This window comes from Lysobacter arenosi, assembly GCF_016613475.2.
GTDB lineage: Bacteria > Pseudomonadota > Gammaproteobacteria > Xanthomonadales > Xanthomonadaceae > Lysobacter_J > Lysobacter_J arenosi.
On sequence record NZ_CP071517.1, the window covers coordinates 2,446,435 to 2,467,161 of the forward strand.

Consider the following 20,727-nt stretch of genomic DNA (forward strand, 5'->3'; position numbering starts at 1 on the left):
GCGCTTCGTCGCCGATGCCGAGTTCCAGGGCCACGTTGCTGCTGTTGCAGGAGCGCATTCCGCACACCGGCGTATTCCACCCGCACGAGGCCGAGACGGTTGGCGGCGGGCGCGCCACGTCCGGCGAGGCGGAAACCCAGCTGCGTGTATTTCGCAATGCCAGTACGGCGCGGCCGGCTGTGCAACTGCTTTCCAACGGCCGCTACCACGGCCTGCTCACCAGCGCGGGCGGCGGCTACAGCCGACAGCGGGACATGGCGGTCACTCGTTGGCGCGAGGACGGCACGCGCGACCATTGGGGCAACTTCTGCTACCTGCGGGATGTCGAAAGCGGCGAGTTCTGGTCCACCTCGATGCAGCCGACCGGCGTCGCGGTGGAACAGTACGAGGCCATCTTCTCCGATGCGAAGGCGGAGTTCCGCGGGCGCAAGCGTGGCTATGAGAGCCATCTGGAAATCGCCATCTCGGCCGAGGACGACATCGAGCTGCGCCGCCTGCGCCTGACCAACCGCAGCAGGCGCACGCGCACGATAGAGATCACCACCTATGCCGAGGTCGTCCTGGCGCCGGCGATTGCCGACGAGCTGCACCCGGCCTTCAGCAACCTGTTCGTGCAATCGCAGATCGTCCGGCAGAAGCAAGCACTGCTGTGCACGCGCCGGGCGCGAGCCCACGATGAGGTACCGCCGTGGATGTTCCACCTGGTCGCCGTGCATGACGCCGACATCAGCGCCATCTCGTACGAAACCGATCGGGCGCGGTTCCTCGGTCGTGGCAATACGCCCCGTACTCCACGCGCGCTCGCAACCGATGATGCGCTTTCGGACACCGACGGGTCGGTGCTGGATCCCATCGTGGCCATTCGCTGCCGGATCGAACTGGCTCCGGAACAGACCGCGATGATCGACATGGTTTACGGCGTCGGTATCGACCGTGAGGCCTGCGAGCAACTGATCGACAAGTACCGCGACCGCCGCCTGGCCGATCGCGTGTTCGACCTGGGCTGGACCCATAGCCAGGTGGTCAGGCGCCAGATCAACGCGTCCCAGGCCGATGCGCAGCTCTACGAGCGCCTCGCCGGGTTGATCGTCTATGCCCACCCGTTGCTGCGCGCGGACGCTGACGTGCTGCTGCAGAACCAGCGCGGCCAATCCGGCCTGTGGGGCCATGCCATCTCCGGTGACCTGCCCATCGTGCTGCTGCAGATCGCCGATTCCGACAACATCGAGTTGGTCAGGCAGATGGTGCAGGCACACGCATACTGGCGGCTCAAGGGTCTGCGCGCGGACCTGGTGATCTGGAACGAGAGCCAGGCGGGCTATCGGCAGCAATTGCAGGATCTGATCCTGGGGATGGTCTCGGCCGATCCGGAAGCCAATGTGCTGGACCGCCCCGGCGGCATCTTTGTACGCCCGGCCCACCAGATGTCGCAGGAGGATCGCGTTCTGCTGCAGTCGGTGGCGCGGGTGATCATCAGCGACCAGAAGGGAACGCTTGCCGCGCAGATCGGCCGCCACGTGCCACCCGAGCGATCGATCCCTGCGCTGCTCACCGAAGGCCTGTCCGAAACGCGGCCCGAGCTGCAGCCCCTGGACGCATCGACCGGGCTGCCGCCGGCATCGGACACCCGCGAGGCGGACGACGCCTCGCCCTTCGACGCGGTCGCCAACGAGTTGATCTACGACAACGGCACAGGCGCCTTCTCCGCCGACGGTCGCGAGTACGTGATCGTCTCCCGCGAAGGCGCGCCAACACCGGCACCGTGGTCGAACGTGATGGCCAACGAGAAGCTGGGTACCGTCGTCAGCGAAAGCACGCCGGGCTATACCTGGTTCGAGAATGCGCACGAGTTCCGCCTGACTCCCTGGCACAACGATCCGGTGGCCGACACTGGCGGAGAGGCGTTCTATCTGCGAGACGAGGAGACCGGCCAGGTCTGGTCGCCGATGCCGTTGCCGCGGCGCGGACGAGGGGCCTACCGCACCCGCCACGGATTCGGCTATAGCGTCTACGAGCACATCGAGGACGGGATCGCCAGCGAGCTGTGGGTGTATGTGGACGTCGAGGAGGCGGTGAAGTTCTCGGTCCTGAAGCTTCGCAACCTGTCCGGCCGTTCGCGCAGGCTGGCGGCGGTCGGCTATGTGGAATGGGTGCTGGGCGACTTGCGGTCCAGGTCGCAGATGCACATTGTCAGCGAATTGCACGCCGGCAGCGGTCTGCTGACGGCACGCAACCCCTACAACACCGAGTTCAGCGGACGCGTCGCATTCTTCGACACCGACGCGACCGGGTGCAGCTACACGGCCGACCGCACCGAGTTCCTGGGCCGCAATGGAAGCCTGCAGGACCCCGCGGCATTGCGGCGTGAGCGCCTCTCCGGCCGATTGGGCGTAGGCCTGGATCCGTGCGCCGCCATACAGGTCCCACTGGCCATGGCCGAGGGCGAGCAACTGGAGACTGTGTTCCGTCTTGGCATCGGCAAGGATTACGGTGAAGCCTTGCAGATCGCCGAGAAGGTGCGGGGCGTACAACGGGCGCACGACGCGCTCGATGCCCTGCGCATCCACTGGCGCCGCCTGCTGTCGACCGTCCAGGTCAGTACGCCCGACGCCAGCGTCGACGCACTGGCCAATGGCTGGCTGCTGTACCAGACGCTGGCCTGCCGCTATGTCGCACGCAGCGGCTATTACCAGTCCGGCGGCGCGTTCGGTTTCCGCGACCAGCTGCAGGACACCATGGCGACCGTGCATGCCAACCCCGCGCTGACGCGCGAACACCTGCTGCTGTGCGCTGCACACCAGTTCCCGCAGGGCGACGTGCTGCACTGGTGGCATCCACCGCAGGGACGCGGCGTGCGCACTCGCTGCTCTGATGACTACCTCTGGCTGCCACTGGCCGCCTGCCGCTATCTGCAGGTCACTGGCGACGCCAGCGTGCTGGACGAGCGGGTGCGCTTCATCGACGGACGCCCGGTGAATCCCGACGAGGAATCCTATTACGACATGCCGGTGGCCTCGAACCTGCAGCAATCGTTCTACGATCACTGCGTCCTCGCACTGCGGCGTGGCTGCAGCCTGATCGGCGAGCGCGGCCTGCCGCTGATCGGAACCGGTGACTGGAACGATGGCATGAACCGCGTCGGCGAGGCCGGACATGGCGAAAGCGTGTGGCTGGGGTTCTTCCTCTTCGATGGGCTGCAGCGCTTCGCTGACGTCGCCAGTGGCCGTGGCGACGAGTCCTTCGCGGGTTATTGCCGCGAGCAGGCGCAGCAATTGCGCGCAAACCTGGAGGCCCACGCCTGGGACGGCCAGTGGTACCGCCGCGCCTGGTTCGACGATGGCACGCCCCTGGGTTCCACCGAAAGCGACGAATGCAGGATCGACTCGATCTCGCAAAGCTGGTCGGTGTTGTCGGGTGCCGCCGATCCTGCACGCGCACGCCAGGCCATGGCTTCGCTGGACGGCAACCTGGTGCGGCGCGACGCTGGACTGATCCAGCTGCTCGATCCTCCGTTCGACAAGACCGCGAAGGACCCGGGTTATATCCGCGGCTACGTGCCCGGTGTCCGCGAGAACGGCGGACAGTACACGCACGCCGCGGTGTGGGCGGCGATGGCTTTCGCCCATCAGGGCGACGCGGCCCGAGCGTGGGAACTTGCGCACATGATCAACCCCATCCACCACGCACGCGACGCTGAAGAAGCGGCCCGGTACAAGGTGGAACCGTATGTTCTGGCTGCCGACGTGTATGCAGTTCCACCGCACGTCGGCCGCGGCGGGTGGACCCTGGTACACCGGTTCGGCGGGATGGATGTACCGGCTGTTGACCGAGTCACTACTGGGCCTGCATCGGACCGGCAACGTGATGACACTGCGGCCATGTGTGCCGGCCCACTGGCCGGGATATCAGCTGCAGTACCGTTTCGGGACGACCCTCTACCTGATCGATGTGAAGCAACGCGACGGCGGCACCGCGGGCTTGGTACTGGATGGCGTGGAACTGGATGGCATGGAACAGGAAGGCCTCCAGTTTCCACTGGTGGACGACGGCAGCGTCCACCGTGTCGAAGCCTGGTGGCCGCGGGCCATGCCATGAGCACGCGGGCGCAACTGGATGTGCGTCTCGACGAGCTCGCGCTCATGCTCCCGCCGTGGCTCGCGCGGCTTCGTCATGAAGAACAGTTCTGGCCGCAGTTCAATGCGTTGGCGCAGCAGATACTGGACCAGGCCGAAGCGGACGATCAGTCGCATGTGCTGCAGCGCCTGGACGCAATGCTGACGGAACACCAGGCAATGGTGATGAGGCATCAAAGCGGCAGCCAAATTCTATCCATGACGCCTTGCCCCTGACGGCGCCTGGATTTTCCATGCGAGCGGCCTTGGTGAGAATCCAAGCAACTCCTTGGCGCGCTTGTTCGACGCCCCGGTCAAACTGGTGTGGTAGTAGACCCCTTCCTCACCTGCAAACTCGAGGGCATCTTTGACACTTACCCGCATTGGCAGGGGCGCATCGATCCAACGGGCGAATGCCGGCAGCCATTCAGACGCGGGCAGCGGGTCGTCATCCACGATGTTGTACACGCCCGGTTGCGCAGTCAGCGACGCGACTGTCGCGGCCACTGCGTCGTCGATGTGGACAAACGACCACACGGCACCGCCATCACCAATGATCTTCACCTCGCCATTCCGTACCTGCGCGGCTACGGCGCCATCCGGTCGGTACCACGTTCCCGGCCCGTAGAAGAATCCGTAGCGCAGCACGACGCCATCGATCGATGGGCTACCCAGGACGTCGTCCTCATAGGCCCCGAGAACGCGGGCACTCTCACCCACTTCGCCGGGCGCGTCGTACCGCATCCTCGAACTTTCGTCGGCAAGGTGCCCCTTCGGTGCGTCCAGGTAGAAGCCGCGAGACTGGACCACGTAGCGGCCGACACCGACATCGCGCGACGCTGCAAGTAGATTGGCACCCCCTTCACGATGGAGACGGGTGTCATCAGGCATCGACCTGATGATGTCGGCGGGGTTGGCTGGGAGCCAGGTCAACTGATCGATGACCACGTCCGGCTGCGCGACATCAATGGCGATGCGCACTGCCGCGGAATCGAACGCATCGGCGGTGGTTACCTTGGCGCCAAGCTCGCGCAAGCGATCGACTCCGGCGCCCGCGCGCGTCATTCCGACCACGTCGTGGCCCAGCGCAACGAGCACCCTTACCAGTGGCAAGCCCAGGGCTCCAGTGGCGCCGGCGACGAATATCCTCATCTCACTGCACCTCTTCGTTCGACGGAAACTGCCCGGGATTGAGGGCGATGTGCTTGTACTCAAGGAAATCATCCAGCGCTGCCATTCCGTTGAGCCGACCACGCCCGGACTGCTTGAAGCCGCCTTCCTCGAACTCGTCGTGGACCACAGCCCAGTCGTTGATCCAGACCGTACCGACATCCAGCTCGCCAGCCACTCGCAGTGACCGGCTGACATCGCGTGTCCATACGCTCGCGGCCAGGCCGTACTCGCTATCGTTGGCAAGTGCGATCGCCTCAGGTTCGGTGTCGAAGACCTGCAACGTCAGAACCGGGCCGAAGGTCTCCGTCTGGACAATGTCCATCGACGGGTCGTTGATCTCGAGCAGCGCCGGCCTGTAGAACGCGCCAAGGGCCAATGCCCCTTCCACCACCGGACCACCGCGCACGAGGACCCTTGCGCCAGCCGTGATCGCGGCCTGCACGGCCAGATCGACGCGCTCCACATTGCCCTTGTCGATCAGTGGACCCATGTCGCTGGCGGGGTCAGCGGCGGGCCCGACTCTCACCGCCGCCAGCCTTTCCGCCAGCTTGGCGCGCAGACGGTCTGCGACCGCGCGCTGCACCAGCACGCGGGATCCGGACATGCAGAACTGGCCGGAAAAGACAGTCAGGGCCTTCTCCAGTTTCGGAAGGGCGACGTCCAGGTCGGCGTCATCGAAGATCAGCATCGGTGTCTTGCCTCCCAGTTCGAGGCCGAACCGCTTCAAGTGGACAGCGCCCGCGGCGGAAATGGCGCGACCTGTCGCGGTGCTGCCGGTGAAGCTGATCACCGGCACGTCGGGTGATGCCACCAGATACCTGGAACCTTCCGCGCCAGATTCGGTGAACAGGTTGATGACCCCACGCGGCAGTGAAGGCGCCTGACTCATGATCCTGGCAGTCAAGGAAGCGACCTGGGCAGTCTGGCCAGGCATCTTGATGACAGTGGTCGCACCGGCAGCCAAGGCCGGTGCCAGCGACCGCACCATGAGGATCACGGGCGAGTTCCAAGGCACGATGATGCCGGCGACGCCCGCGGGCTGGCGCAACACCATCGAAACGGAACCCGCTTTTGGCTCCATGGCCCGGCCATGGTCGGTAAGGGCCAGTGCAGCGTAGTAGCGCAGCTTCGACGGCGCCATCGAGACCTCGAACGTTGCCTCGGCGCGCACTTTTCCGTTCTCCGTCATCAGCGCCTCCACCAGGTCTTCGGCATTGCGCTCGAATGCATCCGCGAGCTCATTGAGCACGCGCGAGCGCAGTCGCCGGTCCTTCTTCCATGGCGACTCCCTGAAGGCGCGCTTCGCCGCTGCAATGGCCAGGCTGGCTTCTTCGATGCCGCCATCGGCGTACTCGCCGATGGCCTCATACGTGGCCGGATTGATCGAGCGCTTGCGGGTGTGCGAATCACGCCACTCGCCGTCGATCCAGTGCATCGCAGTATCGTTGCCGGCGGACGTGGGGGTGCGAACGTTCATGTTGCGGAAGCTCATGGGGGATGGTGGCGCCATGCTATGCGGCGGCCGGATCCGCCCAGGGGGCCAATTCCCGCAATCTTCGGAGTCCGCCGGTGGGCAGCCTCCACTTACCCCACTGCGGCCCCCATTCGTCACTCCCCCGTGTCTCAGAAACCCTCAACCAAAGGATGATGTCCGCACGCTACGCGGGACGAGGAATGGATGTGCACCACTCGCACGGGCTGATGGAGCATTGGTTATGCTGCCAACGCCGGCGACTGGGTCGGCGACTGGACGCAGGCTTGCCGATGGCACAGCTCGCTGGAGAACAGCAGGAAGAAGCGCGACCGCTGGCGAAGACCGGGGCCGGAAGCGGCCGCCGGGGCGTCGCCATTCTGGCGGCATGGACGCTGGTCGCGATGCTCTTCGCCGGGCAGGCCTGGTTTGCCGCACAGGTTCGCGGCGAGCCACTGGCTTGGGCACGCGCCAGTGTCATCTGGCTCGTCTGGGCCGCGGTCTGGGCCGCCCTGACGCCGATCGCATTACGACTCGAGGCGCGGTTCCCGCTCCAGCGACCACGCGTCCTTGCAGCGCTTGCGGTGCACGGCGTTGCTTCGGCGATCTGCGCCTTGATCAACCTCGCGCTCTTCGCGCTGGCCGCGCCAGTCATCGGCGCGACCCAAGTCGAACCGACCTGGCTCGGCACCTTCAGCCGGCTGCTTGGCACGACGCTTCTGCTGAACCTCCCGGTGTACTGGCTGATCGTCGCCGCGGCACATGTGGAGCGCCTCGTGCGGACCGCCCGGGAACGGGATCGTCGACAACTCCGCCTCGAAGCGCAGCTGGCCGATGCCCGCCTGCAGGCATTGCGCGCCCAGCTGCAGCCGCACTTCCTGTTCAACGCCCTCAACACGATCTCGGTGCTGATGCACGAGAATGTCGACTCGGCAAACCGGATCCTCCTGCAACTCAGCACGTTGCTGCGCCGATCGCTCGACAGCACCGACGCGCATGAGGTGACGCTCGGCGAGGAGATCGGTTTTCTCGAGAGCTATCTCGAGATCGAGCAGGCCCGTTTCGGCGGACGTCTGAGCTACCGGATCCTCATTCCTGACCAGCTTCTCGAAGCGCGGGTTCCGAACCTGATCCTTCAGCCCCTGGTCGAGAACGCGCTGCGCCACGGACTGGCCACGCGCGCCGGACCGGGGCGAGTGGATATCAAGGCGGACCGGCAGGGCGACGCTCTCCTGTTGAGCGTTGTCGATGACGGCAGAGGCCTGCTCCCGGCGAGAACCGAACGCGTCGGCCTGGCGAACACCAGGGCGCGGTTGCGATTGCTGTACGCGGACAGGCAACGCCTGGACGTACGCAATTCCGATGACGGCGGCGTCATCGCCCAGATCGAGCTGCCTTGGCGCACGGCCCAATGACCATCCGCGTACTGATCGTTGACGATGAACCGATCGCCCGCCGCGGGATATTGCGGCTGCTGCGGCAGGAGCCTGACATCGAAGTCGTCGAAGAGTGCAGTGACGGTGAAGCTGCGATCTCGGCGATCAGCGCGCTTTCGCCCGACCTCGTCTTCCTAGATGTGCAGATGCCGGAACTCGATGGGTTCGCCGTCATTGAAGCCATCGGGGAGAGCCGCATGCCCGCGGTCGTGTTCGTGACCGCATTCGATCAACACGCCGTGCGCGCGTTCGATGCGCAGGCGATCGACTACGTGCTGAAGCCGATCGATCCGGAACGGTTTCGCCGAGCACTGCAGCGCGCCCGCAACCACCTGACTCATCCAGACGACAGCTTCGTCCGCCGTGTGTCCGAGGCCTTGAAGTCGATAGATCGGGGAGAACTGCAGCGCTACCCTTTGCGCCTGGCAATCCGTTCTGGTGGTCGCGTCCACTTGCTCGACATCGGCGAGGTCGACCGCATCGTCGCCGCGGGGAACTACGCCGAGATCCACACAGGCGCGAAACAGCACCTGCTGCGCGAGACGATGGCCAGTCTCGAGTCGCGCCTGGATCCACAACGCTTCATCCGGGTATCGCGGGCGGCAATCGTCAGCATTGCCCAGATTCGCGAAGTGCAGCCACTGTTCAATGGAGACTTCGTGGTTCTCCTCAAGAATGGCGCACAGGTGAACGGCAGCCGGCGCTATCGGTCGGCGCTCGACGTGTTGCTCCGTTGAGCGCTGCCTTCCGCGGGGACCACATGCCAGCGGAAAGAACGCGTTTGCACCGATTGACGACACGCCCTCGTCACTGCGCAGCCTCAACTCCTCCCGCCACCGCGTCCGCCTGGCCCCAATGGGACGCGAGCGGCCGTACGTAAGCCCATCATCCGCAGCACGCACTTCTGCGTATCGGAGATGGTCATGAACAAGTGCAACATCCTGCTGTCCGCGGTGGCAACAATCGTCGTTCTCTCGGGCGGAATCCTGCCGGAGGCCAATGCGTCCGACAGCGTTCGCGCCGAGTCTGTGGAGTTCAACAAGGCGGTCACCCGCAGGGTGTACGAGGAAGGCCTCAGCCAGGGTCGATTCGAAGTGCCGTACAGCGCAGACTTCGTTGGCCATGGCGGCAGGACGACCTTCACCCATGCCAATGGCATGGCCGAAGCCAGGGGATGGCGCGAAGCGTTTCCGGACCTGAAGGTCACGGTCGACAAGCAGGTTGCCGAGCAGGACCTGGTGGCGGTGCGCTGGACCGCGCGCGGGACCAACACCGGCACCGGCAATGGCATTCCGGCCACCGGTCGCTCAGTGCAGATCACCGGCACCACGCTGTTCCGAATGGCTGATGGACACATCGCCGAAGAATGGACATGCGCCGACTCGCTTGGCCTGATGAAGCAACTGGGCATGTTGGCGACACCGGCAGCGACGCCGGCGAGCAACGTAAGCCCTTCCGCAGGCGCTCCCTGACCCGAGCAGACGCTGACCTGCGCATCCGGCGAAATGATCTGCGTCGGATGCGCGGTTCTGCAACGCGGCGTCGATTCCGGGATCACGCTGAAAGACTTGGCCATCCAGCCCTTGGCCGCGACATCTAGCCCTGCAAGGGCTCCGGCGTACCGACGACGGAAATTCGGAAGTCGGCATCGAACTCGACCACCATCACGCGTGCCTGCTGCAGTTTCTCCGCTTCCGCAGAGGTCAATCCCAGATTCTGCGCATGGGCGGCTCTGTCCAGTGACGGTGATCCCTCGGCGGTTCTGATCTTGCGCTTCAACAACCAGCTTCGGACCGCTGCGTAGCACACCATCCACACACTCAGCAGCGCGATGAGCCAAAGAAATGGGCGCAGGTCCAGCCACAGCCATTCCACCGCAGGTGCCGATTGGCGCAGGCCCAACAGGACCTTCGTCTCGCTCCAGAGTGCATCAAGCATCGGCATCAGCAGGAAGGCCAGAAGCAGCCAGGCCGCCGCCGTGAGAACGATGTCGCGCAGGCGCGCCCACAACGGAACGTTGGCGGCACCGATGACAGGTGGCCAGTGAGTGGTCATCGAAACCCCCGATCTGGGCTGACCCATGTGCCGCCGGACTGGGGGGAACGCAGCAAGGCGCGCGGAAGACCGACCAGCGCGGCACCAGCCTGCAGCATCCAGAATGCCAGCGGGTACCAGACCACCCAGTACCCCGCCCGGAACATGTGCTTCTCGAACTTGCGGTCCAGGGTTCCACTCATGAATGCCTGGAATATGTAGGTCACGGCCAACACGAACCCCCATTCACGGGGGATCAGCGACAGTCCGGTCAGCTCGAAGTGCGGCCACAGGCCGGTCAGCTCCAGGAGCCATATCACTACGAGGGTCAGCATCGCGTACGCCCAGAACACCGACGCCACGAAGTTCAGCCAGATGGGCCATATTCGAATCGTTCTTCGCTGGAACAGGTGCGGCAGGGCCCTGAGCACCACGAGGGTGCCGCCTTCGGCCCAGCGGACCCGTTGCCGCCACAAGCCGCGCACCGTCTCCGGCGTGAGAATCCAGCCCATTGCCTTGGGTTCAAAACCGATCAACCAGCCTGCCAATTGCAGGCGCCAACTGACGTCTACATCGTCGGTGATGCTGCTGGGGTTCCACCAGCCGGCATCCTGGAGGGCTCGCTTGCGAAACGCGCAGACACATCCGGAGACCGTGAAGAGAGTGCCGTAAACGTTCTGCGCGCGCTTGATCAGGCCGACGATGTTGGAGAACTCCCCTACCTGCAGCCGTCCGATCAGCGTGCTGCGGTTGCGGATCCGCGGGTTGCCGGCAACGCCGCCAAACAATGGATTCTCCTGCAGGCGTCGCACGAACCATGCAACAGCAAACGGATCCAGCAACGTGTCGCCGTCGATGCAGACCAGAATTTCGCCGCGTGCGGCTAGCGCACCGGCATTGAGCGCGCTTGATTTTCCGTGGTTGCTGGCGAGGTGGACCACGCGCATCCTTTCGTAGCGCATGGACAGCTCTTCCAGAAGCGCGCCGGTCCTGTCGCTCGATCCGTCGTTGATGGCGATCACCTCGAAGTCCGGGTACTGGACGCGCGACAGGACCTCGAAGGTTTCACGCGCCTGGGCTTCTTCGTTGAAGCATGGCACCAGGATCGACACCAGCGGGTATTCCGCCAGCAAAGGCGGTTCGTCGAAGGGCGGTTCGTTGCGCTCTCTGAACCAATGGAACTGCAGGCCGCCGACCATCCAGTAGAACGCCATCACGAACGGATAGCCAAAGCAGAACAGCGCCAACCAGGTGCCGAACTGGGACAAGGTCATGGCCGGGTCTCTCGCGGAAACGGAAGGGCCGACACAGCCGGACTTACCAGCTCGCCTGCTGGGGCATCGATGAGGGAACCATCCGGCTGCCAGCCAAGCACGGTGCCGCCGTGTGCCTGGAAGTCGCGCGTCGCGGTGGCCAGATCGATGCCTGCCGGTGGAGTGGTGCCGCGCCACCACACACCCATGCGACGGTATTCCGGCGCCCTGAAGTCCCGACTCCACTCAAACTGCTTCAATGCGTCCCGGTCGCCGAGCTCGGCCGGAATGAGTGTCACGTCCGCCAGAGTCGATGGCGAAGAAGGCGTCCGGCCCAGTGCCGCGAGCCACAGCAACTCGACGCCGGGCCGCTCCGCCTCGACTGCTCGAAATGCCAGCATCGCCAGGGCGTCTTCAGGCGGCCAACCCGCCAGGTCCAGCCTTGCCCGATGCTCACGCACACTCCACGGCGTGTCGGTCGCGAGCACACCCGGGCGGGAAAGTTGCGCGGCATCTTCCACCATCACCGCAGCAACAGGAACATGGGCGGCGAGATCCGCGAACAGTTGCACGACCCGTTGCGCAGAGCCCAGGCTCTTCAATGCCTGCCGATGCGGGAGACGCACACCGACCTTTACGTTGGCGCGCCCGCGCAGTTGCGCGGCCAGGCGCGGCAAAAGGTCCTGTCGCATCGGCAGTACCGAGTTTGGAAACCAGGTGGCGACGAGGTCGCCGTCGGCACCCGGCACCGCCGCATCGATCAGCACGTCGGTGGCGCCGAGCGCGAGCAGACGCTCGATTACCCGACCGAGGCGTTCGTTGGTGACCGCCGGATCGGCGTCGGCCAGGATGGCGGGATCGAGGCTGACGATGCGTCGCGACGAGGGCCACGGATCGGCAAAGCGGATGTTCGCGACCCACGTGCCAAGGTCCGGGTCCCCGAGCGGCAAATAGCGTCCCAACGCCATGGGATGCATCGCGTCTCCCGGCTGCGGGTCGAGCGTGAGTGCGTACTCGAAACCAAGCTCGCGCGCGGTTTCAACGGCAGTTGCCCCGTATCGTCCGAACGGCCAAACGATGGCGCGCGGAGCACGCCCGAGCTCGCGCTTGATCTGGTCACGCGCGTGCTGCAGGTCGGTGCGAAGTCGCGTGCGATAGGCTGCTCCGTCCTCGTAGCCGTGCTCCTTGCTGTACAGGCGGGTGGTTGCAGCCGGCAGCACGTTGCCCTGCGGGTTGGCCAGTACCTCCTTGTGCAGGTCATAGCTGTGCGAGGCGAACTCGACCAGGCCCGAGGCCTGCATCTCCCGCGCCTGGTTCCAGTCGATGAACTGCGAGCGAGGGACAGGTACGCCGCCATAGTTCACGCTGCCGCCAGGCCGTACATCGAGCCACTGTCCGACTACGGCGGCGACAATGGGAGTGCGGTAGGCCAAGGCCAACGGGTAAACCCGTGTGTACAGGCTGATGTCGCCGTCATCGACGGTGATCAGGATCGCGCGCTCCGGCAATGGCTTGATGCCGCGGCGCGCGCGCTCGACATCGACAAGCGAGATCGCATGCCAACCATTGCCAGCCAACCAGTCGAAGAAGGCGACCAGGTGCTCGCTGGACACCCCACCCTCGCCCAATGTGTCCGGCCGGTCACCAACGCGGTGCAGTGCCACCACAGCGAAGCCCTGCCCCGCGGCCGGATACTGCCGTTCAACCGGTGCGGTGGGCTGCGCGGACACCGGAGCACACAGCGCAACGACCAGCGAGGTCACTATGGACAAAGCCAACGTCAGGCATCTGCGCATGGTCAGAACCTCTGCCTCAGGCGCACGAACGCCGTCAACAAACGCTCCGCGTCGCCGTCGTAGAGTCGCCGCGACCAGGAGATGCCGTAGTTCCACTCCGTGCGCGGATCGTGGCGATAGAAGTGTTCGTAGGTGATGTCGCCAATGACATCCTGGCCGAAGTCGCGCTGCCAGTAGCCGCCGGCGTTGATGATCAGCCGTTGCGACAGGCTGCGCTCGTACTCCCTCCACAGGATGTGCCACAACTCGGCGGCAACCATCAACGAAGCGTCCCGCTCAGGATTGAAGTAAGGCGTGTCGCGCAGCGTGTTGCGCGATAGCGAAAGCGATGGCCGCAGGACGACATCGAGCTTTGGCGTGTCGACCACCGTGGCGCCGAAGTCGGCATTGAGCTGAAGCCGATCGTTGCCGTCGGTGAAATCCATGGCGGTCAGCCCCACCGATGCGATCCGCGATTCGTTCCAGGCATAACCAGTCGAAATTCCGGCGGCATCCGCGCGAATGCCGGCCTCGACGGCGCGCAGCGGCGTCTCCATCGAGAAGGCCTGAAGGCTGGCACCGAGTGTCCAGTGATCGTCGGGCTGCCATTGCAGGCTCGCGTCGGCACCGGCATGGTCCAGCATGCCGGTGTTGGCCCAGCCGGTCAGTTCGAAAGTGACATCTGGCCAACGGCCCTCGATGCCGGCGCCGTAGCGGTTGCGCTCCAGCCTGACGTCTTCCGGTTTGCTGGTTTCGCGTTCGCCGGCGGCGAGCAGGCGCCAGCGTTCGCGGATGGGCGGCGTGTAGACGCGCACGGCGGCCGTCAATCCGTCGCCGGGCGCTACATCGCTGCCGCCTTCGGCCGTCCGCGGCGCAAGTTCGGCGATGAGCTCGGCACTGCGATGAGCAGCCTGGTCGTCCAGCAGCTGCTGCAGGTGGCTGTTGACCGGATCGATCCTTGCCAGGTTCTCGGCTCGCTGCTCCGACCCGCGCCAATCGCGCCTGCGGAACTGCGAATCGGCCAGTGCCAGATCGATGGTGAAGTCCTCCGGGGCAAGGCTCTTGGCAATCAGGATCTCTTCGTGCGCAAGGCGCGACCAGCCTCGTGCCGCTGCAGTCTCTCCACGCTCCAGGCGCAGGTAGGCCGACCCGGGTGCGGCATCGGCCAACGGATTGATGCGCCGCCAGGCGTCGGCCGGCATGTCGGCGAACCGCCGCGCCTGTGCGGCCAGGATCTGCGAGTCGAGCCAGTCTTCGTTCGGCCGGGCCGGCGGACCGGTCCCGACGACGCGCCACGCGGTGCCTTCGCTCGCGAGTGAATCGACGTTGGCGAATGCCGCGTCGAAATCCTCGCTTTCGACCTGGGCGAAGAACAGACCGATGCGCGCATCGCGGCTGTTGGGCAGTGCCACCAGCACCTCCTGGTATGCCTGCTGCGCCTCGTCCGGTCGACGTGCACCAAGCAGGGCATCAGCTTCGGCGATGCGCACATACGGTGGCAGGGAGCCAGCGCTCGCCCGCAACTGGCAGGCCAGCGCCAGCGCGTCATCCCAGCGACCGCGATCGCGCAGTGCAACCACCAGGTCGCGACGAAGGCGCAGCAGCAGGCCGTCGTCGACCGGCGTTGCCTCGCCCGCTTCGGTGATCAGTGATTGCAGGTGGGCGATGGCCGCGTCCGTGTCCGCATAAGGGTGCGTCCGGTCCAGCGATGGGACCTGGCTACCCCACCGGACTTCGGCGGCAGCCTGGCGGCTGCGGATGCCGATGTCCTTGTCGGCACCGAGCGCCTGCGCCGCGCCCTGCGGGGCATTGAGTTCGACCAGGACATCAGCGACTGCGCGCCCGTAGTCTGCGTTGCCTGGAACCAGGGAGCGTGCCTGGGCGAAATTGCGCAACGCCGCGAAGCGATCGCCAGCGCGCAGTGCGGCTCGACCCTGCTCGAACAGCATCTGTGCATGCTGGCGTGTTTGCGCGGCCCCGCCCGACTGGGCGAAACACGGAGTCGTGATCGCCAGGACCAGTCCAGTCCCCAATAACCAGCCACGCAATACGGCTGGCGAGGCACTAGGCATTGCCGGCCGATGACCCTCGCCCATGCTCGTGATGGCGCGGCATTAGAACGCACATGCCGCCGCAGCCGGGAGTCATTGCCGTTCTCCTCCAAGTACTGTGAGGCCAGCCTGGCGGCTGGCGCAGATCGGAGTAGTGCGATATCAGCAAAGTGATGATAACGCCGTGGACGCAGGGGAGATTACGCTCGAATCCATACGCCCCATGGAATCTGGCATGAAACGTGCTTGCTCCCGACCCACGGTTCTGCCGGCATCGGCACTAATGAGTTGCGCCTTCGGTGTTCTTGCCACGCAGGGTTGCCTGCCACTTGAGGGTGAAGTAGATCTCAACCAATGCAAGTGGAACCAGCCAGGCCACCCAGTCGCTGTGCGCCAGTTTGACGGGTTCCTGGCTGGCAAGTGGGGCGAGCAGCCACATGCCGTGCTGGTCAAGAAGCCGGGCAGTAAGGAAGTAGCATGCCAGCACGAAACTGCGCGCCATATTGTGTTGGTGGGACAGGACTTTGCCGGCACGAATGGCGCGAACGGCAAACAGCATGCAGAGAACCCACAGCGCCAGGGCGACCAACTGGGAAGTGAGGAACAACTCGATTTTGGGCAGGCCGATGAACCCGACCACCGCCATGATCGATGCCACGACGTATGTGTATCCGGCAACCCGGTGATAGCGGCGAAATCGGTTGCGTAATGGCGCGATGAACTGGAATGGGCCAAGTGTCAGAGCAACGGAACCGCCGACAATATGCAGGAAGTACCAGACTGCGCTGTCGCTACGATCTTTGAAGATGCTCGGCCCAAGGAGCAGCGCGGCCACAGTAAAGAACATGGATAGCAGTACAAATACACCAAGCAGGTAAGGTCCAGACGTGTCCGAACGTGACATGGCGCCCCCAGTGTGAATTGTTTGGTTTGTGGTCCATCTGCTGGGGCAGCCCCACCGCGTACCGAATACAGGCCGTCCACCCAAGTCTGTACATGGAATCGCCGCTACTACTGTGCAATCGGGTAGACGGCCTCTGGGGCCGCAATCGGCCAGAAGCAGAAGGTCGCGATCACGCAAGCCACCGAATTCGCATCTGTTGCGAGCTTTGAATGGCTGCCGGGCAAGTGTGTTAGCCGTGGAGTTCCATTCGCGTACCAGAGCAGGTCGCCTCACTACGCTAAGCTTCGGCTTCCGCCCGGACCTGGGGTGGGTCCGGAGGAGTCCGTATGCGCCCTTTCGTCCTCGCCCTGACACTCTTCGTTGCGGCCGGCGCCGCCTTCGCGCAGGCCGAACCCGTCGCGCTTATCGGCGTGCACGTCGTGCACGTCGAGAATGGCCGCATCGAACGGTCGCAGACCGTAATACTTCGGGATGGCCGCATCCAAGCGATCCAGCCCGAATCGCAAGCCTTGGCGGCGGGCCCGTTGCGGCGCGTCGACGCGCGCGGCCTCTACCTGACTCCAGGTCTCTGGGACATGCACACGCATGCCCATCGAGCGGGGCGCGAGCGCTGGCACTACCCGATGTACATCGCCAACGGCGTTGTCGGGATTCGTGATGCAGCCACCCATCTTGGATCGGGCATGGCCTTCCGCGCGAAAGGCCCACCCGCAGGACCAGCCCCACGCGTGATTTGGGGTTCCCCTGCCCTAGACCGGGCGCCCCCGGCGCTGGCCAGCGGGCTCGCCGTCGAGACGCCCGAGGCCGGCCGGCAACTGGTGCGCCTGCTGGCGGGATTGGGCTACGACTTCATCAAGGTCTACGATGGCCTTTCGCCAGAGAACTACCAGGCGATCGCCGAGGAGGCCAAGCGTGTTGGCATTCCCGTCGAGGGACACACGCCCTTGACCCTTTCGCCGACAGACGTCGCGCGGGCCGGGCAACGCACGATCGAGCATTTGACGCTGGTCCTGGAAGCCTGCATTCCCGGCGCCCTCGACTGGATCAAGGTGGATCCCTCGGCCGATTCAATGGGCCTGATGGCAGACGGTCGCCTGGCGGCGAGCCTGGACCGATTCGATGCCGCCGCCTGCCAGGCTCAGTCCCGGGTGCTGGCGGAAGCCGGCGTGTGGCAAGTGCCGACGCTGGTGCAGACGCGTGGCTATTTCGTTGTCGCGCATGACGATCCCGCGGACGAACCGCGCCTGGCATTCGTGCCGCCCGAAACCCGCGCCGAATGGCTCGCCCACGTGCGCGATGGAAAAACTGCGGAACGACGCAACGGCGCAAAGGTTTTCGAGCGCCAGAGCCGGCTGGTGGGTGAACTCCACCGCGCGGGCGTCGGAATCCTGGCCGGCACGGATGCCTCGGACGAGGCCTGGGTCTTCCCCGGCTCCGCGTTGCACGACGAGCTTGCGCTGCTGGTCGATGCCGGGCTTTCGCCACTGGATGCCCTTCGAACCGCCACTCTCAACCCCGCGCGCTATCGCGCTCGAGGCCGTCCGCTCGCGCCGCTGATCGCCCCGGGCAGCGATGCCGACCTGGTGCTGCTGCACGAGAACCCGCTCGAGGACATCCAGCGCGTGCGTGACATCCGCGGCGTGGTCGCCGCCGGGCACTGGTACTCACCAGAGGACCTTGCCGCGATGGTCGCGGGCGTGCGGGGCTCGTGGCCCCGGGACTGATGCACCGCCGGGTCAACAGCGCCGAAGTGGTGATAGGCGATCAAGTCCCATCGACCGGCGGCATCCGCTGATGTTCCACTAGCGCCAGTGCCAGTGCTGCCCACGGCGGGCGCTGGCTCACGAAGAGCGCGGCGTCCGGGACGAACGCCACGCAGTCGTCCAGGGTTCCGGCATAGATCGTCACCAGCTCCGGAGCGGACTCCGGCGTGCCAAACAGCAGGCTTCCGCACTCGATGCAGATGTTGCGAACGGCTGCATGCCCGCTGCCGCCTTTCGTTCGAACCTGCTTGATCGGTCCGATGCTGGTGAACGCTGCCCGCTGCACACCCATCACGGGAACGCCTGCGCTACCGGATGCGCGCTGACAGTCGCGGCAATAGCACACGATGGAGAACAAACCGGGACCCGGCGACTCGTAGCAGGCTGCACCGCAGAGACAGCGACCTGTTATCACACGTCTACCTCCGATGGCAGGTTGCCACGATCTCGTCCGGTTCGTTCCAGTCGGATCGCGTGAAGACGCAGTGAGCTACCACTTACTTCTTCAAGCCTGCGACGATTTCCGGCACGCCAAGTCCAAGCTCGAGCTGAAGGCGCACGTACTCGCGCTCCTTGCGCGACAGACTGCGACCCATCTCGATACGCACATCCTCAGCCTCCAGGATGCGCACGATCCTCGGCATCGCCGAGCCTATGGCGTCCGGCCCGTAACCTGCCTCGCGCAAAGCCGCACTCAGAAGGGCTTCAATGTCCATGATGCGTCCAGATCTGTTCGAGACGCCACATTGTGCACCAGCAGGTCCGAACGCTGCATTATCTGGCGCTACAACGTGCCTGCTGTTTGAGAAGGATCAGTCGTGCTCACCAGGAAAGACTGGCGGTTACGTGCGCCTCGTCCACTTGCAGCGAGAATTCCCAGCCGTTGCGCTCACACAGTCGTTGGACGATGCCCAGCCCCAGGCCATGTCCGTTGGAAGAGGAGTCGGCCGGCGTGAGCCGGCCAACGTCGTCAACGCGCAACCGGTTGGTGACCAGAAGCTCATGCTCCTTGAGGAGAACCGTGATGGGTCCGTGCCCGCCGGGCGTTTGCTCGAACGCGTTTCGAACCAGGTTGGTGACGGCGATGAGGAAGGCCTGCGGATGTCCGCGAACGACGGGTGTTGCGAGACTTTCGACCTCGACTTCGACGCGCTTGCCGTTCAGCAGGTAGCGCTGCTGATCGACCGCCCGGCTTACCAAGGGCGCGACCAGGAACTGCTCGCCATACAGCCCGTCGTCGGCTTCGCGAGCGATGCACAGGAACATTTCGATCGTGGACTTCATCTCGAGCGTCGCGCGCCGGATCCGATCCACCGCCTTCACGTCTTCGGCCGACAGATCGCTTTGCTCCAGCAGCTCGATCGAGCCCGTGATCACCGTGATGGGTGTCCGCAACTCGTGACTGGCGGAACCGGTGAAGTCCCGCTCGCGCACGACGAACGCGCTGATGCGCTCGAGCGTCTTCTCGATGGCACCGGCGAGGACACCGACCTCGTCCGTTCCGAACCGGCTGGCTTCAATAAGCTTGTGGTCTCCGGCAGACAGATGCTCCAGGTCGATGCCCGCGACCACATCGGCGAGCTGTACCACCGGGGCGACCGCTCTGCGCATCACCAGGACTCCCAGCCCGAAACCCAGGGCACCGAGCACACCCACGACACCGGTGATGACGAGGAGCCACCACCAGTCCTCGGAGGATGCCGCCTCGATCCCGGCGACATCGAACACCACGAATGCGCGCCCCCGTGCATTGTCGGCCGGGACGACAGCGACATGGAACTCTTCGGCGACGAACTCGTACAGGCCCTCGTCAGGACCCGCCTGCGCCCATTCCCTCAGGGCTTCCGGCAGGCTCGCGGGATCGTCGTAGCCGCGAAGACTCGTCGTGAGGTCGGGATAGTTCCCGGCGGCGCGTTGCAGCTGATTGACCAGCACCCGGTCTTCGCTGAACCTGATGGCCGCGTAGAACGCGAGACCCCAGGCCACGCTGAGTCCGACGACACACAGCGCGAACGCATACTCGACGCGTTTGCGCAAACTTTGCCGCAGCATTACTGGGAATCCTCTGCGATTCGATAGCCGATGCGATGCACCGTATGGATCAATGGCCGGTCGAACGGCCTGTCGATTGCCTGCCGCAGCTTGTACATGTGCGAGCGAAGCGCATCGCCATCCGGTCGCTCATCGGCCCACAGCAGCGTTTCGAGCTCGTCGCGATCCACGACGGACGGGGACTCCTCCATCAATCGTCGGAGTAGCTTCATGCCTGCAGGGTTCATCTCGACCCGCCGCCCCGCCCGATGCACCTGCAGCGTGGAGCGGTTCAATGTCAGGTCGGCGACGGTCAGCAGGTTGTCGGCATTCCGGTGGCTCCGCTTGTACAGGGCCCGGATGCGCGCATGCAGCTCCTGCAGCGCGAATGGCTTGACCAGGTAGTCATCGGCTCCGGCGTCGAACCCTTTGAGCCTGTCGTCGAGCGTGTCCCTCGCCGTCAGCATGAGGACGGGCGTTTCGATCTCGGCATCGGAGCGTAGCCTCTGGCAGAAGGTGAGACCGTCCATCCTCGGGATCATCAGGTCCAGGACGATGACATCGAACGGATTCGTCAGCGCCAGGTTCATCGCGGCGACGCCGTCGTGGGCGAAATCCAGGACATAGCCGAGCTTTTCGAGGTACGTGGCAATGTTCCCGCAGATGTCGCGGTTGTCCTCGACGATCAGCGCCCTGATGGGCGTAGCATCAAGATCGCGTGCCA

The 20,727-nt window shown here is 64.9% G+C and carries 16 protein-coding genes; 5 read left to right on the forward strand and 11 right to left on the reverse strand.

Features of this window, described 5'->3' with window-relative positions:
- The first annotated feature begins 14 nt into the window (after window positions 1-14).
- The gene (locus HIV01_RS18385) at window positions 15-4,349 is read left to right on the forward strand and encodes a GH36-type glycosyl hydrolase domain-containing protein (RefSeq protein ID WP_425600228.1); all 4,335 of its coding nucleotides are present in this window, start codon (window positions 15-17) and stop codon (window positions 4,347-4,349) included.
- Here HIV01_RS18385 and HIV01_RS11410 read toward each other — a convergent pair.
- Together HIV01_RS11410 and HIV01_RS11415 are read right to left on the reverse strand one after the other, a co-directional pair.
- Complete coding sequence (locus tag HIV01_RS11410; protein WP_200607204.1) at window positions 4,326-5,264, reverse strand: NAD-dependent epimerase/dehydratase family protein; 939 nt, start codon at window positions 5,262-5,264, stop codon at window positions 4,326-4,328. The two genes, HIV01_RS18385 and HIV01_RS11410, sit on opposite strands and share 24 nt — an antisense overlap.
- A gap of 1 nt (window position 5,265) precedes the next feature.
- The gene (locus HIV01_RS11415) at window positions 5,266-6,777 is read right to left on the reverse strand and encodes an aldehyde dehydrogenase family protein (RefSeq protein WP_200607206.1); all 1,512 of its coding nucleotides are present in this window, start codon (window positions 6,775-6,777) and stop codon (window positions 5,266-5,268) included.
- A gap of 272 nt (window positions 6,778-7,049) precedes the next feature.
- Between HIV01_RS11415 and HIV01_RS11420 the strand changes: the two genes are divergently transcribed.
- The 3 genes from HIV01_RS11420 to HIV01_RS11430 all read left to right on the forward strand — a co-directional run bounded on the left by HIV01_RS11420 (window position 7,050) and on the right by HIV01_RS11430 (window position 9,664).
- Window positions 7,050-8,171 carry a sensor histidine kinase gene (locus tag HIV01_RS11420; RefSeq protein WP_200607208.1) on the forward strand — a complete coding sequence of 374 codons (1,122 nt, stop codon included), beginning with the start codon at window positions 7,050-7,052 and terminating at the stop codon, window positions 8,169-8,171.
- The gene (locus HIV01_RS11425; protein ID WP_200607210.1) at window positions 8,168-8,929 is read left to right on the forward strand and encodes a LytR/AlgR family response regulator transcription factor; all 762 of its coding nucleotides are present in this window, start codon (window positions 8,168-8,170) and stop codon (window positions 8,927-8,929) included. Before HIV01_RS11420 ends, HIV01_RS11425 begins: the two co-directional genes overlap by 4 nt.
- Window positions 8,930-9,115: 186 nt before the next feature.
- Window positions 9,116-9,664, forward strand: coding sequence for an ester cyclase (locus HIV01_RS11430; protein ID WP_200607211.1), 549 nt, complete (start codon window positions 9,116-9,118; stop codon window positions 9,662-9,664).
- A 124-nt stretch (window positions 9,665-9,788) separates the two neighbouring features.
- Here the strand turns inward: HIV01_RS11430 and HIV01_RS11435 are convergent, their stop codons facing one another.
- From HIV01_RS11435 to HIV01_RS11455, 5 genes are all read right to left on the reverse strand, one after another.
- Window positions 9,789-10,247: a PgaD family protein gene (locus HIV01_RS11435; protein WP_200607213.1), complete on the reverse strand. Its 459-nt coding sequence runs from the start codon at window positions 10,245-10,247 to the stop codon at window positions 9,789-9,791.
- On the reverse strand, window positions 10,244-11,500 hold the full coding sequence (pgaC, locus tag HIV01_RS11440; RefSeq protein WP_200607215.1) for a poly-beta-1,6-N-acetyl-D-glucosamine synthase: 1,257 nt from the start codon (window positions 11,498-11,500) through the stop codon (window positions 10,244-10,246). The genes HIV01_RS11435 and pgaC overlap by 4 nt, the downstream gene beginning before the upstream one ends.
- A complete protein-coding gene (pgaB, locus tag HIV01_RS11445) occupies window positions 11,497-13,242 on the reverse strand; it encodes a poly-beta-1,6-N-acetyl-D-glucosamine N-deacetylase PgaB (RefSeq protein WP_200607217.1) in 1,746 nt (581 codons plus the stop codon). The genes pgaC and pgaB overlap by 4 nt, the downstream gene beginning before the upstream one ends.
- A gap of 35 nt (window positions 13,243-13,277) precedes the next feature.
- Window positions 13,278-15,350, reverse strand: coding sequence for a poly-beta-1,6 N-acetyl-D-glucosamine export porin PgaA (pgaA, locus tag HIV01_RS11450; RefSeq protein ID WP_207526939.1), 2,073 nt, complete (start codon window positions 15,348-15,350; stop codon window positions 13,278-13,280).
- Window positions 15,351-15,585: 235 nt separating this feature from the next.
- Window positions 15,586-16,152 (reverse strand): DUF2306 domain-containing protein, encoded by a 567-nt coding sequence (locus HIV01_RS11455; RefSeq protein WP_200607220.1) that lies wholly within the window; start codon window positions 16,150-16,152, stop codon window positions 15,586-15,588.
- A 383-nt stretch (window positions 16,153-16,535) separates the two neighbouring features.
- On the opposite strand from HIV01_RS11455, the gene HIV01_RS11460 reads away from it, so the two are divergent.
- Window positions 16,536-17,933, forward strand: coding sequence for an amidohydrolase family protein (locus tag HIV01_RS11460; RefSeq protein ID WP_200607222.1), 1,398 nt, complete (start codon window positions 16,536-16,538; stop codon window positions 17,931-17,933).
- Between the two features lie 40 nt (window positions 17,934-17,973).
- On the opposite strand, the gene HIV01_RS11465 is transcribed toward HIV01_RS11460, so the two are convergent.
- The 4 genes from HIV01_RS11465 to HIV01_RS11480 all read right to left on the reverse strand — a co-directional run bounded on the left by HIV01_RS11465 (window position 17,974) and on the right by HIV01_RS11480 (window position 20,701).
- Window positions 17,974-18,387, reverse strand: a complete 414-nt coding sequence (locus tag HIV01_RS11465; RefSeq protein ID WP_486624451.1) for a GFA family protein — start codon at window positions 18,385-18,387, stop codon at window positions 17,974-17,976.
- An 82-nt stretch (window positions 18,388-18,469) separates the two neighbouring features.
- Complete coding sequence (locus tag HIV01_RS11470; protein WP_200607225.1) at window positions 18,470-18,688, reverse strand: polyprenyl synthetase; 219 nt, start codon at window positions 18,686-18,688, stop codon at window positions 18,470-18,472.
- Between the two features lie 106 nt (window positions 18,689-18,794).
- Window positions 18,795-20,024: a sensor histidine kinase gene (locus HIV01_RS11475; protein ID WP_200607227.1), complete on the reverse strand. Its 1,230-nt coding sequence runs from the start codon at window positions 20,022-20,024 to the stop codon at window positions 18,795-18,797.
- Window positions 20,024-20,701 (reverse strand): response regulator transcription factor, encoded by a 678-nt coding sequence (locus HIV01_RS11480; protein ID WP_200608483.1) that lies wholly within the window; start codon window positions 20,699-20,701, stop codon window positions 20,024-20,026. Before HIV01_RS11480 ends, HIV01_RS11475 begins: the two co-directional genes overlap by 1 nt.
- Window positions 20,702-20,727 lie beyond the last annotated feature (26 nt).

Bases quoted from the DNA above. Each gene is read 5' to 3' on its own strand.
- HIV01_RS11470 (WP_200607225.1), bottom strand. From the start codon at position 18,688: ATGGACATTGAAGCCCTTCTGAGTGCGGCTTTGCGCGAGGCAGGTTAC.
- HIV01_RS11435 (WP_200607213.1), bottom strand. From the start codon at position 10,247: ATGACCACTCACTGGCCACCTGTCATCGGTGCCGCCAACGTTCCGTTG.
- HIV01_RS11475 (WP_200607227.1), bottom strand. From the start codon at position 20,024: ATGCTGCGGCAAAGTTTGCGCAAACGCGTCGAGTATGCGTTCGCGCTG.
- HIV01_RS11455 (WP_200607220.1), bottom strand. From the start codon at position 16,152: ATGTTCTTTACTGTGGCCGCGCTGCTCCTTGGGCCGAGCATCTTCAAA.
- HIV01_RS18385 (WP_425600228.1), top strand. From the start codon at position 15: ATGCCGAGTTCCAGGGCCACGTTGCTGCTGTTGCAGGAGCGCATTCCG.
- HIV01_RS11420 (WP_200607208.1), top strand. From the start codon at position 7,050: ATGGCACAGCTCGCTGGAGAACAGCAGGAAGAAGCGCGACCGCTGGCG.
- pgaC (WP_200607215.1), bottom strand. From the start codon at position 11,500: ATGACCTTGTCCCAGTTCGGCACCTGGTTGGCGCTGTTCTGCTTTGGC.
- HIV01_RS11460 (WP_200607222.1), top strand. From the start codon at position 16,536: ATGCGCCCTTTCGTCCTCGCCCTGACACTCTTCGTTGCGGCCGGCGCC.
- HIV01_RS11430 (WP_200607211.1), top strand. From the start codon at position 9,116: ATGAACAAGTGCAACATCCTGCTGTCCGCGGTGGCAACAATCGTCGTT.
- pgaA (WP_207526939.1), bottom strand. From the start codon at position 15,350: ATGGGCGAGGGTCATCGGCCGGCAATGCCTAGTGCCTCGCCAGCCGTA.
- HIV01_RS11410 (WP_200607204.1), bottom strand. From the start codon at position 5,264: ATGAGGATATTCGTCGCCGGCGCCACTGGAGCCCTGGGCTTGCCACTG.
- HIV01_RS11425 (WP_200607210.1), top strand. From the start codon at position 8,168: ATGACCATCCGCGTACTGATCGTTGACGATGAACCGATCGCCCGCCGC.
- HIV01_RS11415 (WP_200607206.1), bottom strand. From the start codon at position 6,777: ATGAGCTTCCGCAACATGAACGTTCGCACCCCCACGTCCGCCGGCAAC.